Below are 13,966 nucleotides of genomic sequence, written 5' to 3'. Positions count from 1 at the left end.
GGTCTTTCGGATCAGGCGGCGGTCCAGCCGCCGTCCACCGCCAGCGAGGCGCCGGTGATGTAGGAGGCCGCGGGCGAGGCGAGGAACAGGCAGGCGCCGACCAGCTCCTGCGGATGGCCGAAGCGGCCCATGGGCGTGCGGCCGGTGACGCGCTCGGCGAGCTTGGGGTTCTGGCGCATGCCTTCGGTCAGCTCGGTTTCGAAATAGCCGGGGCCGACGGCATTCACCCGCACGCCCTTCTTCGCCCATTCGAGGGCGAGTTGGCGGGTCATCAGCTCCACCCCGCCCTTGGCGGCGCAATAGGCTGTGGTGCGCGCCAGCCCCACCTTGCCGGCGACGGAGGTGATATTGACGATGGCGCCTTCGCCCTGGGCCAGCATCACCCGGCCTGCGGCGCGGGCGGCGAGGAACACTCCGGTGAGGTTGGTCTCCACCACCTGCCGCCACTCGGCGAGGCTGGTGTCCTCGGCGGTCTTGTACCAGGGGTTGATGCCGGCATTGTTGACGAGCACGTCGATGCGGCCGTGGCGCTCCACCACCGCGCGGGCCAGCGCCTCGACGTCCGCCTCGCTGGCCACGTCGGCGGCGATGCCTTCGGCCGATCCGCCGTGGGCGGCAATCGCTGCGGCGGCCTCGGCCAGCGTCTCAGCGCTGCGGCCGGTGAGCACCACATGGGCGCCGGCAGTGGCAAAGCCCTCCGCTACGGCGCGGCCGAGGCCACGCCCGCCGCCGGTGACGATCACGATCTTGCCGGCAAGGCCGGGCATGGGCGCGGGATGGGGCAGGGGAAGGGCGAGGCCCATCACGCCGCCCTCCCTTCCGGCAGGGCCTTCACGGCCGCGCCACGGGCGAGGCGGCGCGCGATGTTCCAGCGGTGGACCTCGGACGGGCCGTCATAGATGCGGAAGCCGCGCACGTCGCGGAAGATGCGCTCCACCTCCGTGTCGCGCGTCATGCCGAGGCCGCCGAGCACCTGGAGCGAGCGGTCGACGATGCGGAAGATGGCTTCCGATGCGAACACCTTCACCATGGAGCTTTCCACGTTCGCCTTTTCGCCCTGGTCCAGCAGCCAGGCGGCGTGGCGGATGACGAGGCGGGTGGTGTGCAGGTCGATCTCGTTGTCGGCCAGCATGAATCCGACACCCTCGTGGGACAGGAGCGTGCCGCCGAACGCCTCGCGCCGGCCCGCATAGTCGGTGGCGATGTCGTGGGCGCGTCGCGCGGCGCCGAGCCAGCGCATGCAGTGAGTGAGCCGCGCCGGCACGAGCCGCGCCTGCGCATGGCGGAAGCCCTCGCCCACGGCGCCGAGCACATCGGAGGCGGGCACGCGCAGAGTCTCCAGCGCCACTTCCGCGTGGCCCCCGGTGAAGGAGCTGTCCAGCGTGTCGAGTGCCCGCACGATGCGCACGCCCTCCGCCGGCAGATCGGCGAGGAACATGGTGGCGCCCACGTCCCGCCCCTCCACGAGGGTCCGTGCCATGATGATGGCGAAGGCCGCGCCCTCGGCACCGGTGATGAGCCATTTGAGGCCGTTGATGACGAAGTCGTCGCCGTCCTTCACCGCGGTTGTCTTGAGTAGAGACGGGTCCGCTCCGGCGCCGGGGTGCGGCTCGGTCATCAGGAAGCAGGAGCGCGTCTCGCCCGCCGCCATGGGCGCGAGGTAGCGGGCCTTCTGCGCTTCGCTCGCTACTTCGGCGAGGAGATGCATATTGCCCTCGTCGGGCGCGGCGATGGCGAGCGCGATGGGGCCGAGCATGGAATAGCCCGCCGCCTCAAACACCACCGCCTTGCCGAGGTGGGAGAGGCCAAGCCCGCCCCAGGCCTTCGGCACGTGTGGGCTGAGCAGCCCGGCGGCGCGGGCCTTGGCCACGAGATCGCGGCGCAAGTCGTCGGTGGGGCCGTGGGCGGTGCGGCGCGGGTCGGCCTCGAAGGGCAGCACCTCCTCGCGCACGAAGGCCGCCGTGCGGGCCTCCAGCGCCGCGAGATCCGGGGGGAGAGCGAAATCCATGGGCCTCGCCTTCAGAATGTCTTGTCGTTGACGATGTCGAGGGTGAAGTCGAAAAGCGCCTCCGCCAGCGCCCCGAACCCGGCATAGCGCGGGTCGGCCGTCTCGCCGGCGCGGTGCCGGGCGTGGAGCTGGTGGAACACCACGCCGAGCTTCAGCATGGTCAGCACGCGGTAGGGCTTGAGCCGGGAGAGGTCGCGGCCGGTGGCGCGGGCATAGGCGTCCGCCGCTTCGGCCCGCGTCAGGAAGCCGGGGCGGGCCGTGGGCATCTGCGCCAGCTCGTGCATGCATGGCGGGTCGCCGGCCTCGGTCCAGTAGCTGAGCAGCGTCGCGAGATCGAACAGCGGGTCGCCCCGGGTGCCCATGTCCCAGTCCACCACGGCGACGGGGGCGCGGGTGGCGGGATCCAGCAGCACGTTGTCGAGCTTGAAATCGTTGTGGAGAAGGGTCGGCGCCGACGCGTCCCGCACCTCCGCCGCAGCAAGCCAGTCGGCGACGGCGCGGGCGGCTGGGGAGAGCGCGCCCTGCGTCACCCGCTCGGCGCGGCCGATCCAGCCCGCGGCGGTGCGGGCGAAGAAGCGGGCGGGGCGGCCGAGATCGGACAGGCCGATCCGGGCCGGGTCCACCGCGTGGATGGCCGCCAATGTCTCGACCAGCTTGTGCGAGAGGTCCGCGCCGGTGGGGGCGGTCGCCGGGAAGGGCGCCAGGCTGTCACCCCGCAGGGCGATGCCGGCGCGAAACTCCATCAACTGGAACGGCGCGCCGGCGACGCTGGCGTCGGCACACAAATGCAGGCTGCGGGGGGCGAGCGGCAGCTCCCGCCAGAGATTCGACAGAATGCGGTGCTCACGCGCCATATCGTGCGAGCCGGGCGGCAGTGGGCCATCGGGCGGGCGCCGCAGCACGGCCCAGCCGTCCGACACGCGCACGAGAAAGTTCAGGTTGGCGAGGCCGCCCGCGAACTGACGGGGCACGAAGGCGGGATCCAGACCAATGCCGTGGGCCGCCAGATGACGCCTGATCGCCGCCCAGTCGAGCTCCCGGCTCTCGGCCGCGCTGCGCAGGGCGACACCGGCGGGCAACGCCGGGTCCAGCACGGACGCGCCGACGCCCCTCTCTGCGGTGCCCTCGCCTTCCAGCACGTCAACAGCCTCGACCATGGACCCGTTGCCTCGTTTTTGTCGGACTAAAATTGTCCGACTGAAATCATGTGGTCAAGCGGAAATTTTCCACCAGATGCGCGCCTAAGGTGGCGTAAATTGCGATATTTTATATGATAATAAGTATGTTAACTGGAAATTCCGTCGTCTCCATCCGGAGATTGACGACGCGGCGATTTTGGATTTATGGTCCGATCATCAGATAAAGATGCCGGACCAGAATTCCGGCCTGGAGGATGACGCCATGCCTCAATGCTTCAGCCCGCGGCGCCGGAAATCCGTCGCGTCGGCCTGTCTCCTTGCAGTGGTCGCGACGCTTGGTTTCGCGGTGCCGGCGGCCGCCCAGACGGCTGCGCCGGCCGCGACGGCCGGTGCAGCGATGGAGCAGTTCGTGCCCATCGCCATCTATCGCACCGGCCCCTACGCGCCGGGCGGCTCGGGCATCTACGGTGCCTATGCGGACTATCTGGCGTTGGTGAACGCCCGTGACGGCGGCGTGAACGGCGTGAAGCTGGTCTATGAGGAGTGCGAGACCGGCTACCAGCCCGACCGCATGATCGAGTGCTACGAGCGCCAGAAGGCGAAGGGGCCGACCGGCGCCGCTGCCTTCACGCCCTCCGGTACGGGTGGCGTCTATGCCCTCATCGACCGCATGACGGCGGACAAGATCCCCTCCGTCACCATCGGCTACGGGCGGACCGATTCCTCCGATGGCCGGGTCTTCCCCTATTTCTTCCCGCTCATCTCCAATTACTGGAGCGAGAACACCGCCACCATCCGCTACATCGCCGAGCGCGAGGGAGGGCTGGAGAAGCTGAAGGGCAAGAAGATCGCCAACGTGGTGATGGACTTCGCCGCCGGCCGCGAGACCCAGGCGATCCTCGACGCTCAGGCCAAGCGCTACGGCTTCGAGGTGACGACCTTCCCCATCACGCCGCCCGGCCTCGACCAGCGCGCCGTGTGGCTTCAGGTGCGCCAGTATCGGCCGGACTGGGTGCTGTTCCGCGGCTGGGGCGCGGCGACGCCCACCGGCATCAAGGAAGCCGCCCGCGCCGGCATCGCCCGCGACCGGATCATCGGCTGGTGGTGGTCGGGATCGGAGGAGGACGTGACGCCGGCGGGCGACGCGGCCAAGGGCTTCATCACCGCCCAGTTCCATGCCACCGGCCCGAACTATCCGGTGTTCGAGGACATCAAGAAGTATGTCTACGCCAAGGGCCAGGGTAATGTGGAGGAGAACCGCATCGGCTCGGTCTACTATGTGCGCGGCGTGCTCCATGGCGTCGCCGTGACCGAGGCCATGCGCACCGCCATGGCGAAATTCGGCAACCGCCCGCTCACCGGCGACGAGGTGCGTTGGGGCCTCGAGCACCTGGTGATGACGAGCGAACGCATCAAGCAGCTGGGCCTTGAAGGCCTGATGCCGGAAATCAAGGTCACCTGCGCCGACCACGAAGGCGATGGTGCCATCCGCTTCCAGCAATGGGACGGCGCCAAGTGGGTGATGATCTCCGACTGGATCAAGTCCGACCAATCCATGGTCCGGCCGCTCATCGAGGCCTCCGCCGCCCAGTTCGCCAAGGAAAAGGGCATCACGCCCCGCGACTGCGCCGGCGAGACCAACTGAGCCCGGGGGGCCGCAGCGCCCCCCTTTTCACCACGCGCGGGGCGGCGCCCCGTTTCACCACCAACGCGCGGAGAGGCACGCCATGAGCGGGCAGGATCCCCTTTTGTCCGTGGCCGGGATCGAGGTGATGTATGGGCGCCTCGCGCTGGTGCTGCGCGGCCTCACGCTCAGCGTGCCGAAGGGCGGCATCGTGGCGCTGCTGGGCGCCAACGGGGCGGGCAAGACCACCACCATGAAGGCCATCGCCAACCTCCTGCGTTCCGAGCGCGGCGAGGTGACAAAGGGCGCCATCCACTATGATGGCGCGCGCATCGACGGGCTCGACCCCTCCGACCTCGCCCGCCGTGGCCTCTCCTTGGTGATGGAGGGCCGCCATGCTTTCCCCACACTGTCGGTCGAGGACAATCTGAAGGTCGGCGCCTACTCGCGCAGCGACGGTGCGGTCGCCCAGAGTCTCGAGCGCGTCTACAGCATCTTTCCCCGCCTGAAGGAGCGGCGGAATCAGCCGGCGGGCCTCCTCTCCGGCGGCGAGCAGCAGATGTGCGTCATCGGCCGTGCCCTCATGGCCCGCCCACGGATGATCCTGCTCGACGAGCCTTCCATGGGCCTCGCGCCGCTGCTGGTGGAGGAGATCTTCTCCATCATGCAGCAGCTGAATGCCGAAGCCGGGGTGACCTTCCTCCTCGCCGAGCAGAACGCCGCCGTAGCGCTGCGCTACGCCACCTATGGCTATCTCGTGGAGGGCGGAAGAGTGGTGCGCGAGGGGCCGGCACGCGCGCTCGCCGCCGATCCCGAAATCCGCGCCTCCTATCTCGGGCTCGATGCCTCCGCCGAAGCGGACGAGGCGAGCCTTGCCGCCCGCCGACGCCCGCGCTGGCTCTCCTGATCCTCCATGGACGAAGGGATTCCTCCTGCCATGAACCGCGCCTTCGACCATACCTCCGGCGCCGCGGAACGGGCCGATCCTTGCCCTGCGGACACGCTGCCCGGCGCCCTGATCGCGGCCGCCCGGCGCCATGCCGCGCGCCCGGCCTTGCGCCACAAGGTCGGCGGCATCTGGCGCACCTGGACGTTCGCCGAGTATCTCGCCCGCACCGCCGCCATGACCCGGCTCCTCGATGGCACAGGCTTCACCGGCGAAGGCCTGCTCGTGACCGTCGGCGAGAACCGGCCGGAGCTCTATGCCGCAGCCCTCGCCGCGCAAGGCCTCGGCGCTGCGGTGATGCCGGTGGGCCCGGAATTCCTGCGCCGCTTCGGCGCACCTGCGGCCGATCCCGCCCTCGTCCTCTGCGAGAATGAGGAGGCGGCCCGCGCGTGGCGGGCTGCCAGCCGCTCGCCCGCCGTCGTGCTGCGTCTCGACGAATGCGCGCCATCGCCGGAGGCCGCCCAGGACGAGGCCGTGGCCTGGTACGCCTGGCGGGCCGCCACGGTTGAGGGAAGCCGAACCGCCCTCATTCTCCACACCGCGGGCGTGGACGGGCCGCCCCGCCCGTTGGCGCTCACCCACCGGCGCCTCCTCGACGCTGGCGCGGCGGCCATGTCCCGGCTGCTGCTGTCTCCTGCTGACCGGCTCATGGCGTTTCTGCCCGTTTCGGGCATTGCCGACGCCGCCGGCAGCCTTGTGCAGCCGTTGCTCTCGGGCTGCTCTGTCCATTGCGTGGAGGGGCCGGCGAGTTTCCCCAACGATCTGAGGGAGGTGGCCCCCACCGTTCTGGCCGCGCCGGCGCGCGTGTTCGAGCTTCTGGTGAGGGATGCCAGCATCCGTCTTGCAGCCGGCGGGCCGCTGGTGCGGGCCCTCGCGCGGGCGAGGGAGGGGGGCCTGCCGGGCACCGGTCTCGCCTTCGGGGCGCCGCTGCGCAACACCCTCGGTGTCGGCGCCTGCCGCCTCGCCTTGATCACCTCCGGCATCCTGGACCCGACCACTGCCAGCCGCCTCGCGGCCTACGGGGTGCCGCTCGACGCGGATCTTGCCCTCGCCGATGACGGCGCCCCCCGGTCCCGCGCCGGCGCCGCGGCCGACGACGCCCATCTGCTCAGGCATGTCGAAGCCGTGCTCCGGGGCGAGGCTGTCATTGATCGCGCCCGCGTCACCCGTGTGCCCGGCGGCCTCAGCGCCCGGATCGCACTCGCGCCGTCCGCTGCTGGCGCGGAGGACACCGTCACTGCCCGGGGCCACGCATCGGCTGCAGTGGAGCGGGTGAATGCGCGGCTGGCTGCGGAATTCCCCGGCACCTCCCTGGCTATCCGTGCCTTCGACCTCGCTGCCGATGGCTTCGGTCCGCAGGATCTGACGCTGGAAGGCGAGGTGCGCGATGCCCCGTTCGCGCCGGTTGGACGCGAGACGCAGGCAAGGCCGAGTGAGCGCGAAGCCCGCTCGCGCGGTCCCGTGCTCATGCAGGTCAGCGGCGTCGCCGTCGCCTTCGGCGGGGTGAAGGCGCTCACCGACGTATCCCTCGCCATCCATGAAGGGGAGATCCTCTCCATCATCGGGCCGAACGGGGCGGGGAAGACGTCGCTGCTGAACGTCATCAACGGCGTCTACCACCCGCGCTCGGGGACCATCACTTTTGCTGGAAAGGAACGCGCCCGCATGCGCCCGGCCTTTGCCGCACGCTCGGGCATCGGCCGCACCTTCCAGCACGTCTCCCTGTTCAAGGGCATGAACGTGATCGACAACGTTCTGGTGGGCCGCGCCGCGCGCTTCGGGGGCTCGCTGCTCGGCAAGCTCCTGCGCCTGCCCTCCACGTCGGCGGAAGAACGGCGCGAGCGGGAAGCGGCGGAGCGCATCCTCGCCTTCCTGGAGCTGGAGCATCTGCGCAAGGCACCGGTGGCCAGCCTGCCTTACGGCATCCAGAAGCGGGTGGAGCTCGCCCGCGCGCTCGCCACCGAGCCGAGGCTCCTGCTGCTCGACGAACCAATGGCCGGCATGACCCACGAGGAGAAGCGCGACATGTGCGGCTTCATCCGCCGGGTCAATGAGAGCTTCGGCACCACCATCCTCATCATCGAGCATGACATCGGCGTGGTGATGGGCCTGTCCGATCGCGTTGCGGTCCTCAATTACGGCCGCAAGATCGCCGATGGCACGCCCGATGTGGTTCGTGCCGATCCCCAAGTCATCGCCGCCTATCTCGGCTCCGCCGCTCTCGGCGAAGCTGCGTGAGGGAGAACATCATGGGCGACTTTTTCTTCTTTCTCGAAGTGGTGGTGGGCGGTCTCCTGTCGGGCGTGATGTACACGCTGGTGGCCTTGGGCTTCGTGCTCATCTTCAAGGCCTCGGGCGTGTTCAACTTCGCCCAGGGCGCCATGGTGCTGTTCGCCGCCCTCACCTTCGTCGGCTTTCTGGAATTCGGCCTGCCCATGTGGGCCGCCTTCCTCCTCGCGCTCGCCGCCATGCTGGTGCTGGCGGTGGCCATCGAGCGCACGGTGCTGCGCCCCCTTGTCGGGCAGGACCACATGATCCTGTTCATGGCCACCATCGGCCTCTCCATCTTCCTGGAGGGTTTCGCCCAGCTCATCTGGGGCACCAAGGTGCGTGGGCTCGACCTCGGCATCTCCGACGAGCCCATCGAGATCGGTGGCATCCTGATCTCTCAGTTCGACCTCTCCGCGGCTCTCATGGCCGCGGTGCTGGTGGCGGTGCTGTCCGCTTTCTTTTCCTACACCAAGGTCGGGCGCGCTTTGCGGGCGGTGGCCGACGACACCCAGGCGGCGCAGGTGGCGGGCGTGCCGCTCGGCTTCATCTGGGCCGTGGTGTGGGGCGCCGCTGGTTTCATCGCGCTCGTCGCCGGCCTCGTCTGGGGCGCGCGGCTCGGCGTGCAGTTCGCGCTGACGCTGGTGGCGCTCAAGGCGCTGCCGGTGATGATTCTGGGCGGTTTCAACTCCATCGCCGGCGCCATCGTGGCGGGGCTCGTGATCGGGGTCAGCGAGAAGCTGGCCGAGATCTATCTCGGGCCCTTCGTCGGCGGCGGCATCGAGAACTGGTTTCCCTATGCGCTGGCCATCGCCGTCCTGCTCATCCGCCCCGCCGGCCTGTTCGGCGCGGCGCGCATCGCGAGGGTCTGACCCATGTTCTACCGAGACGCCGGCGCGCTGAAGACGTCCTATGCGCAGGAGCAGGCCATCTTCCCCGTGGCCCTCGACCGTTGGGCGGTGATGGCCTTGGTGGCCGTGGGGGCGCTGGTGGTACCGTTCGTGGCTGGGCCGTACTGGCTCGGCTCCATCCTCCTGCCATGCCTCATCCTGTCGCTTGCGGCGATCGGGCTCAACATCCTCACCGGCTATGCGGGCCAGCTCTCGCTGGGCTCGGGCGCATTCATGGCGGTGGGGGCCTATGCGGCGGTGAATCTCGTCATCCGCCTGCCGGGGCTGCCGTTCCCGGTCTCCTTCGTGCTGGCGGGGATGGTGGCGGGCGCCGTGGGGCTCGCCTTCGGCCTCTTGAGCCTGCGCATCCGCGGCTTCTACGTGGCGGTGGCGACGCTCGCTGCCCAGTTCCTCATCGAATGGATCTGCACCCACATTCCGTGGCTGGTCCTGAACACCCCCTCCGGCGTCGTCTCCACCCCGACGCTCTTTTTATTCGGCTTCGGCTTCTCGTCCGTGCCGTCGCGCTACCTCGTCGCCTTCGTGACGGTCGTCGCCCTAGCCGTGGTGGCGAAGAACCTCATCCGCTCCTCCGCCGGCCGCGCCCTGATGGCGGTGCGCGACCACGAGACGGCCGCGGAACTGACGGGGGTCGACACCACCCGCGCCAAGCTCACCGCCTTCGCGGTCTCCGGCTTCTATTGCGGGGTGGCCGGCGCGCTGTGGGCGTTCCTCTATCTCGGCAACGTGGAGATCGAGGCCTTCTCGCTGCACCGCTCGTTCCAGATCCTGTTCATGGTCATCATCGGCGGCCTCGGCTCCATCCTCGGCTCCTTCCTCGGGGCGGCCTTCATCGTGCTCCTGCCCGTGGCCATCGCCAACGCCGCGACCTTGTTCGGCGAGGCCCTGAAGCCGGACGTTCTGGCCAATCTGGAGCTGATGATCTTCGGCGCGCTCATCGTCGCCTTCCTCATCATCGAGCCGAACGGCCTCGCCCGGCTTGCCGTGAAGGCGAAGGAGCGCCTGCGACGCTGGCCGCTGCCCTACTGAAATCCGCCCGCGGATGAACGACGCGCACCAACGCGCGCAAGACCGGAGGAACACGCCATGACCATGACTATCGGCCGCCTTGTCGGGGCGGCGATGATGACGCTCCCGCCCCTCGTCGCGCTTCCCGCCGTCGCCACGGCCGAAGAGCTCAGGCTCGTCTTCGACATCCCGACCAATCATCCGCGCGTGCCCTACTTCACGGCCATGGCGGATGATGTGGCCAGGACGACCTCAGCGCGGCTGACGATCGCCGCCAATCCCGGCGGGACCATCTATCCGGGGTTCGCCTCCATCGAGGCATTGAAGGCCGGGAAGGCGGAACTCACCTTCGTCAATGCGGCCAATCTGGAGCGCCTGGATCCGCGCTTCGGCTTCGTCAACCTGCCCTTCGCGCTCGACGACACCGCCATGGCCCAGCCGGCGGCGCGCCGCGGGGTGGTGGACCTCCTCGATACGCTCGCGCAGAAGCAGGACCTGCGAGTGATCGGCCTGATGCGTGGGGCGGACCAGCTCTTCGTCTTCCGCGACAAGCGCGTCGCTACCCCGGCGGACCTCAAGGGACTGAAGATCCGCGTGGCCGGAGCCGGCACGTACGAGGACATCATGCGCCGCCTCTCGGCGGAGCCGGTGGTGCTGCCCATCCCCGAGATGAAGCCCGCGTTCGAGCGCGGCGCCCTCGACGGGGTCTTCACCTCTCCCGGCGCCTGGACCTCGCAGCTCGGCATGGCCGCGCCCAAGGCCACCCACGTGCCGGGGCTGATGATGATCACCTACGTTCTGGTGGCGCGGAAGGATGCGCTGGAGCGCCTCTCCACCCCCGATCGAGACGCGCTACTGGCGGCCGCCCGAGCCAACGTCACCGAAGGCTGGGGGCGCATGGAGGCGGACGACGCGGCGATCCTGAAGGACATGGCCGCGAAAGGCGCCGCCGTCGTCACGGTGACCGATCTCAAGCCGTGGCGTGACGCCGTCTCTCCGGTTACCGCGACGTTCTCCGAGCGCTTTCCGGATGTTTGGCGAGAGTTCCAGGCTCAGATAAGGCCGCGTGGCAATTGATGAAACAACACGCCGGGCGGCAGGCGCCCGGCGTGTTTCGTTAGACGCGGAAATCAGAAGGCGCCTCGCCATTCACTCAAATGAATTTATGAATTTGGAAACCCCAGACAATGCTTGGACATATCATCGGCTGGTCGCACACCCGATTTGGTAAGCTGGATGGCGAGACGCTCGAGAGCCTGATTAGTGGCGTAGCTTCCTCGGCTCTGTCACATGCTGGGGTGCTGCCAGCAGAGGTCGACGAGATCGTGGTCGGTCATTTCAATCAGGGTCTGGACCCGCAGGGCTTCCCCGCGTCCCTCGCTCTGCAGGCCGACCCAGCCCTCCGCTTCCGGCCCTCCACACGGGTGGAGAATGCCTGCGCTACCGGCTCGGCGGCCGTGCGTCATGGAGCGATGCTGATCGCGTCGGGGCAGGCAAGGATCGTTCTGGTCCTCGGCGTGGAAAAGATGACTGCGAGCCCCGCTGAAGATGTCCGGAAAGCTTTGGCATCCGCCAGCTACGTGAAGCAGGAAGGCGGCGAAAATGCCTCTTTCGCGGGCTTGTTTGGGCAGATCGCAAGCGAATATTTTCGACGACACGGGGACCAATCCGACGCACTTGCTTACATAGCTGCCAAAAATCATAGAAACGGCGCCCATAATCCGCTCGCCCATATGCAAAAAGACCTCGGGTATGAGTTTTGCGCGACAATTTCTGACAAGAATCCGATTGTCGCGTCTCCACTGCGGCGCACCGATTGTTCAATGGTCTCGGATGGTGCGGCAGCCCTTGTTCTGGCCAGAAGCGATGTGGCGGCAACCCGGGAAACAGCCATTGGCCTCAAAGGAATGACACAGGTGAATGACTACCTGCCCATGAGCCGGCGCGACATGACCCGGTTCGAGGGAGCGGCAAAGGCGTGGCACGAAGCCCTGGAAGCGGCCAATTTAAATCTTCTGGATCTCGACTTCGTAGAAACGCACGACTGTTTCACGATCGCCGAGCTGATCGAGTACGAGGCAATGGGCCTCACGCCCGCCGGTGAGGGTCGTCGTGCGATTTTGGAAGGTTGGACGGAACCCGACGGCAAGCTCCCGGTGAACCTGTCTGGCGGTCTCAAAGCGAAGGGCCATCCCATTGGCGCCACTGGCGTCTCCATGCACGTGATGGCGGCGATGCAACTCGCGGAAACAGCGCCAGGCATCCAGCTCCGTAATGCGCGGCGCGGCGGAATTTTCAACATGGGCGGTGCCGCCGTCGCGAACTACGTCAGCATTCTGGAACGCACGCGTTGAATGCACAGGACCAAGAGGGCGAGGCGATGTCATTTGAACTCATCCGAACGAATATCATTGACCGAGTGGGATGGATCACCCTTGATCGACGGGACGCGCTAAATGCGCTCAACGCTGTGATGGTGGGTGAGATCGCGAGCGCCCTCGCCGTCTTCAGCGCCAATCCGGACATCGGCTGCGTGGTCATCACCGGGTCCGACCGCGCCTTCGCGGCAGGGGCGGACATCAAGGAAGCGGTTGATCGCTGCTATCCCGAGACATTTCTCGAGGATTTTCTCGCGTCCTGGGATGCGATCGCCAGCCTGCGCAAACCTCTCGTTGCCGCAGTCGCGGGTTATGCACTGGGTGGCGGTTGCGAGGTCGTACTAATGTGCGATGTGGTGATCGCTGCGGATACCGCGAGGTTCGGCCTCCCCGAGGTGAAGATCGGCGTCATGCCGGGCGCAGGGGGGACGCAACGTCTCGTTCGCGCTGTCGGCAAGGCCAAAGCGATGGACCTCTGCCTGACAGGCCGGATGATGGACGCCTCGGAGGCGGAACTGTCTGGGCTCGTGTCGAGGGTCGTGCCCGCTTCGAATTTGCGCGCCGAAGCGCAGGCCGTTGCCGAAGCGATCTCGACAAAATCTCGCATCAACACGATGGCCATTAAAGAATCTGTGAACCGAGCCTTTGAGACCTCCCTCTCGGAGGGGCTTCTGTTTGAGCGCCGAACCTTCCAATCTCTTTTTGCAACCCATGATCAAAAAGAAGGAATGGCCGCGTTCGTGGAAAAGCGTGCGCCTCAGTTTCGCGGTAGATGAAAAGTATGGAAATTATTCGAATGACCAACTGAGGAGGCGCAATGAAGAGTGATACAATTCAGATCGATATCCGCCATCTCAGATATTTTATCTCAGCGGCAAATTCGGGAAGCTTCCGGAAGGCAACCGTGGCGCTCGGGGTGCAAGAATCCTCCGTTAGCCGGCGGATCCGCGACATCGAGGACCAAGTCGGCGGGTCCCTTTTCTTGAGGCACTCCGGGGGCATCAACCTGACGATGGCCGGCCAGCGCTTCCTTCATCGTGCCCGTCATGCGTTGGACCACATTCGGGACGGAGTTGCAGAGGTCGCTGCTATCGGACGAGGCGAGGGTGGATATCTCAAAGTTGGACTGTTTTCTTCCCTTTCATCTGGCTTCTTGTCGGAGTTGTTTCGAGCATACGACGCAAGATGTGGGGCTGTTCACATCGATTTCATCGAGGGCGAAGCACATGAGCACATCAATGCTATTCGTCAGTTTCAGATTGACATCGCATTTGTCATTGAGTTGACCAGCTTTGCGGGATGTGATGCCGCTTATCTCTGGTCAGAACAGGTGCTGGTGGCCTTGCCTGAAGGCCATCAGCTTGCTGCTTCAGAGTCATTGACATGGCGGGATCTCAGCGCTGAGAAAATCCTTCTCCGAGACACGCCTGCGGGCGCGCGGATTCGAGACTATGTTGTCCGGAAAATCCAGGAGGTCGAAGGAGACCCGCGCATCGAGGCGCAGCGGGTCGGGCGCTACAAGCTTCTCGATCTCGTGGCGTCCGGACGCGGAACGACTGAGGTGGTCCCCGAAAATCGGACAGGGAGTTAAGCTTGGTTCGGCCTGACGGAAGGACGAGCCCGATGACCGGGAAGAGGAAGCGTTATTCAGCGCAGTTCAAGGCGAAGGTGGCCCTGGAGGCGC

At 67.0% G+C, this 13,966-nt stretch carries 12 protein-coding genes and 1 pseudogene; 10 read left to right on the top strand and 3 right to left on the bottom strand.

Translation table 11 applies throughout. The annotated features are described in order from the left end of the window. Positions 1–11 precede the first annotated feature (11 nt). Genes K9U40_RS06310 through K9U40_RS06300 form a run of 3 tightly spaced genes read right to left on the bottom strand, consistent with a single transcriptional unit; the run spans position 12 to position 3,165 of the window. Positions 12–803: an SDR family NAD(P)-dependent oxidoreductase gene (locus K9U40_RS06310; protein ID WP_282889357.1), complete on the bottom strand. Its 792-nt coding sequence runs from the start codon at positions 801–803 to the stop codon at positions 12–14. Continuing rightward, positions 803–2,008 (bottom strand): acyl-CoA dehydrogenase family protein, encoded by a 1,206-nt coding sequence (locus K9U40_RS06305; protein ID WP_282889356.1) that lies wholly within the window; start codon positions 2,006–2,008, stop codon positions 803–805. Before K9U40_RS06305 ends, K9U40_RS06310 begins: the two co-directional genes overlap by 1 nt. Before the next feature lie 11 nt (positions 2,009–2,019). Beyond that, positions 2,020–3,165 (bottom strand): phosphotransferase family protein, encoded by a 1,146-nt coding sequence (locus tag K9U40_RS06300; protein ID WP_282889355.1) that lies wholly within the window; start codon positions 3,163–3,165, stop codon positions 2,020–2,022. Between the two features lie 244 nt (positions 3,166–3,409). Between K9U40_RS06300 and K9U40_RS06295 the strand changes: the two genes are divergently transcribed. The 10 genes and pseudogenes from K9U40_RS06295 (at position 3,410) to K9U40_RS06250 (ending at position 13,873) form a co-directional block, all read left to right on the top strand. Further along, on the top strand, positions 3,410–4,792 hold the full coding sequence (locus tag K9U40_RS06295; protein WP_282889354.1) for an ABC transporter substrate-binding protein: 1,383 nt from the start codon (positions 3,410–3,412) through the stop codon (positions 4,790–4,792). An 82-nt stretch (positions 4,793–4,874) separates the two neighbouring features. Next, positions 4,875–5,678 (top strand): ABC transporter ATP-binding protein, encoded by an 804-nt coding sequence (locus K9U40_RS06290; protein ID WP_282889353.1) that lies wholly within the window; start codon positions 4,875–4,877, stop codon positions 5,676–5,678. 6 nt (positions 5,679–5,684) lie between these two features. Further along, positions 5,685–6,566 (top strand): annotated as a pseudogene (locus tag K9U40_RS24790) (AMP-binding protein); the annotation flags it as partial. A gap of 618 nt (positions 6,567–7,184) precedes the next feature. Continuing rightward, positions 7,185–7,955 (top strand): ABC transporter ATP-binding protein, encoded by a 771-nt coding sequence (locus K9U40_RS24785; RefSeq protein WP_282889388.1) that lies wholly within the window; start codon positions 7,185–7,187, stop codon positions 7,953–7,955. An 11-nt stretch (positions 7,956–7,966) separates the two neighbouring features. Further along, positions 7,967–8,857, top strand: coding sequence for a branched-chain amino acid ABC transporter permease (locus K9U40_RS06275; protein ID WP_282889352.1), 891 nt, complete (start codon positions 7,967–7,969; stop codon positions 8,855–8,857). A 3-nt stretch (positions 8,858–8,860) separates the two neighbouring features. Then, positions 8,861–9,925, top strand: coding sequence for a branched-chain amino acid ABC transporter permease (locus K9U40_RS06270; protein ID WP_282889351.1), 1,065 nt, complete (start codon positions 8,861–8,863; stop codon positions 9,923–9,925). Between the two features lie 57 nt (positions 9,926–9,982). Next, complete coding sequence (locus tag K9U40_RS06265; protein ID WP_282889350.1) at positions 9,983–10,981, top strand: TRAP transporter substrate-binding protein; 999 nt, start codon at positions 9,983–9,985, stop codon at positions 10,979–10,981. Between the two features lie 110 nt (positions 10,982–11,091). Then, the gene (locus tag K9U40_RS06260; protein ID WP_282889349.1) at positions 11,092–12,258 is read left to right on the top strand and encodes an acetyl-CoA acetyltransferase; all 1,167 of its coding nucleotides are present in this window, start codon (positions 11,092–11,094) and stop codon (positions 12,256–12,258) included. A 26-nt stretch (positions 12,259–12,284) separates the two neighbouring features. Then, positions 12,285–13,058, top strand: coding sequence for an enoyl-CoA hydratase-related protein (locus K9U40_RS06255; RefSeq protein ID WP_282889387.1), 774 nt, complete (start codon positions 12,285–12,287; stop codon positions 13,056–13,058). Positions 13,059–13,099: 41 nt separating this feature from the next. Further along, positions 13,100–13,873, top strand: coding sequence for a LysR family transcriptional regulator (locus K9U40_RS06250; RefSeq protein WP_282889348.1), 774 nt, complete (start codon positions 13,100–13,102; stop codon positions 13,871–13,873). The last annotated feature ends 93 nt before the right edge of the window (positions 13,874–13,966 follow it).

It is taken from the genome of Xanthobacter autotrophicus (assembly GCF_030015065.1).
In the GTDB taxonomy this organism is placed as follows: Bacteria; Pseudomonadota; Alphaproteobacteria; order Rhizobiales; family Xanthobacteraceae; genus Xanthobacter; species Xanthobacter autotrophicus_D.
Note: the sequence above shows the minus strand (reverse complement) of the source record. Positions and strands in the feature narration are given on the sequence as shown.

Coding starts and splice junctions, on each gene's coding strand:
- K9U40_RS06265 (WP_282889350.1), top strand. CDS start 9,983: ATGACCATGACTATCGGCCGCCTTGTCGGGGCGGCGATGATGACGCTC.
- K9U40_RS06300 (WP_282889355.1), bottom strand. CDS start 3,165: ATGGTCGAGGCTGTTGACGTGCTGGAAGGCGAGGGCACCGCAGAGAGG.
- K9U40_RS06270 (WP_282889351.1), top strand. CDS start 8,861: ATGTTCTACCGAGACGCCGGCGCGCTGAAGACGTCCTATGCGCAGGAG.
- K9U40_RS06255 (WP_282889387.1), top strand. CDS start 12,285: ATGTCATTTGAACTCATCCGAACGAATATCATTGACCGAGTGGGATGG.
- K9U40_RS06295 (WP_282889354.1), top strand. CDS start 3,410: ATGCCTCAATGCTTCAGCCCGCGGCGCCGGAAATCCGTCGCGTCGGCC.
- K9U40_RS06250 (WP_282889348.1), top strand. CDS start 13,100: ATGAAGAGTGATACAATTCAGATCGATATCCGCCATCTCAGATATTTT.
- K9U40_RS06290 (WP_282889353.1), top strand. CDS start 4,875: ATGAGCGGGCAGGATCCCCTTTTGTCCGTGGCCGGGATCGAGGTGATG.
- K9U40_RS24785 (WP_282889388.1), top strand. CDS start 7,185: ATGCAGGTCAGCGGCGTCGCCGTCGCCTTCGGCGGGGTGAAGGCGCTC.
- K9U40_RS06305 (WP_282889356.1), bottom strand. CDS start 2,008: ATGGATTTCGCTCTCCCCCCGGATCTCGCGGCGCTGGAGGCCCGCACG.
- K9U40_RS06275 (WP_282889352.1), top strand. CDS start 7,967: ATGGGCGACTTTTTCTTCTTTCTCGAAGTGGTGGTGGGCGGTCTCCTG.
- K9U40_RS06260 (WP_282889349.1), top strand. CDS start 11,092: ATGCTTGGACATATCATCGGCTGGTCGCACACCCGATTTGGTAAGCTG.
- K9U40_RS06310 (WP_282889357.1), bottom strand. CDS start 803: ATGGGCCTCGCCCTTCCCCTGCCCCATCCCGCGCCCATGCCCGGCCTT.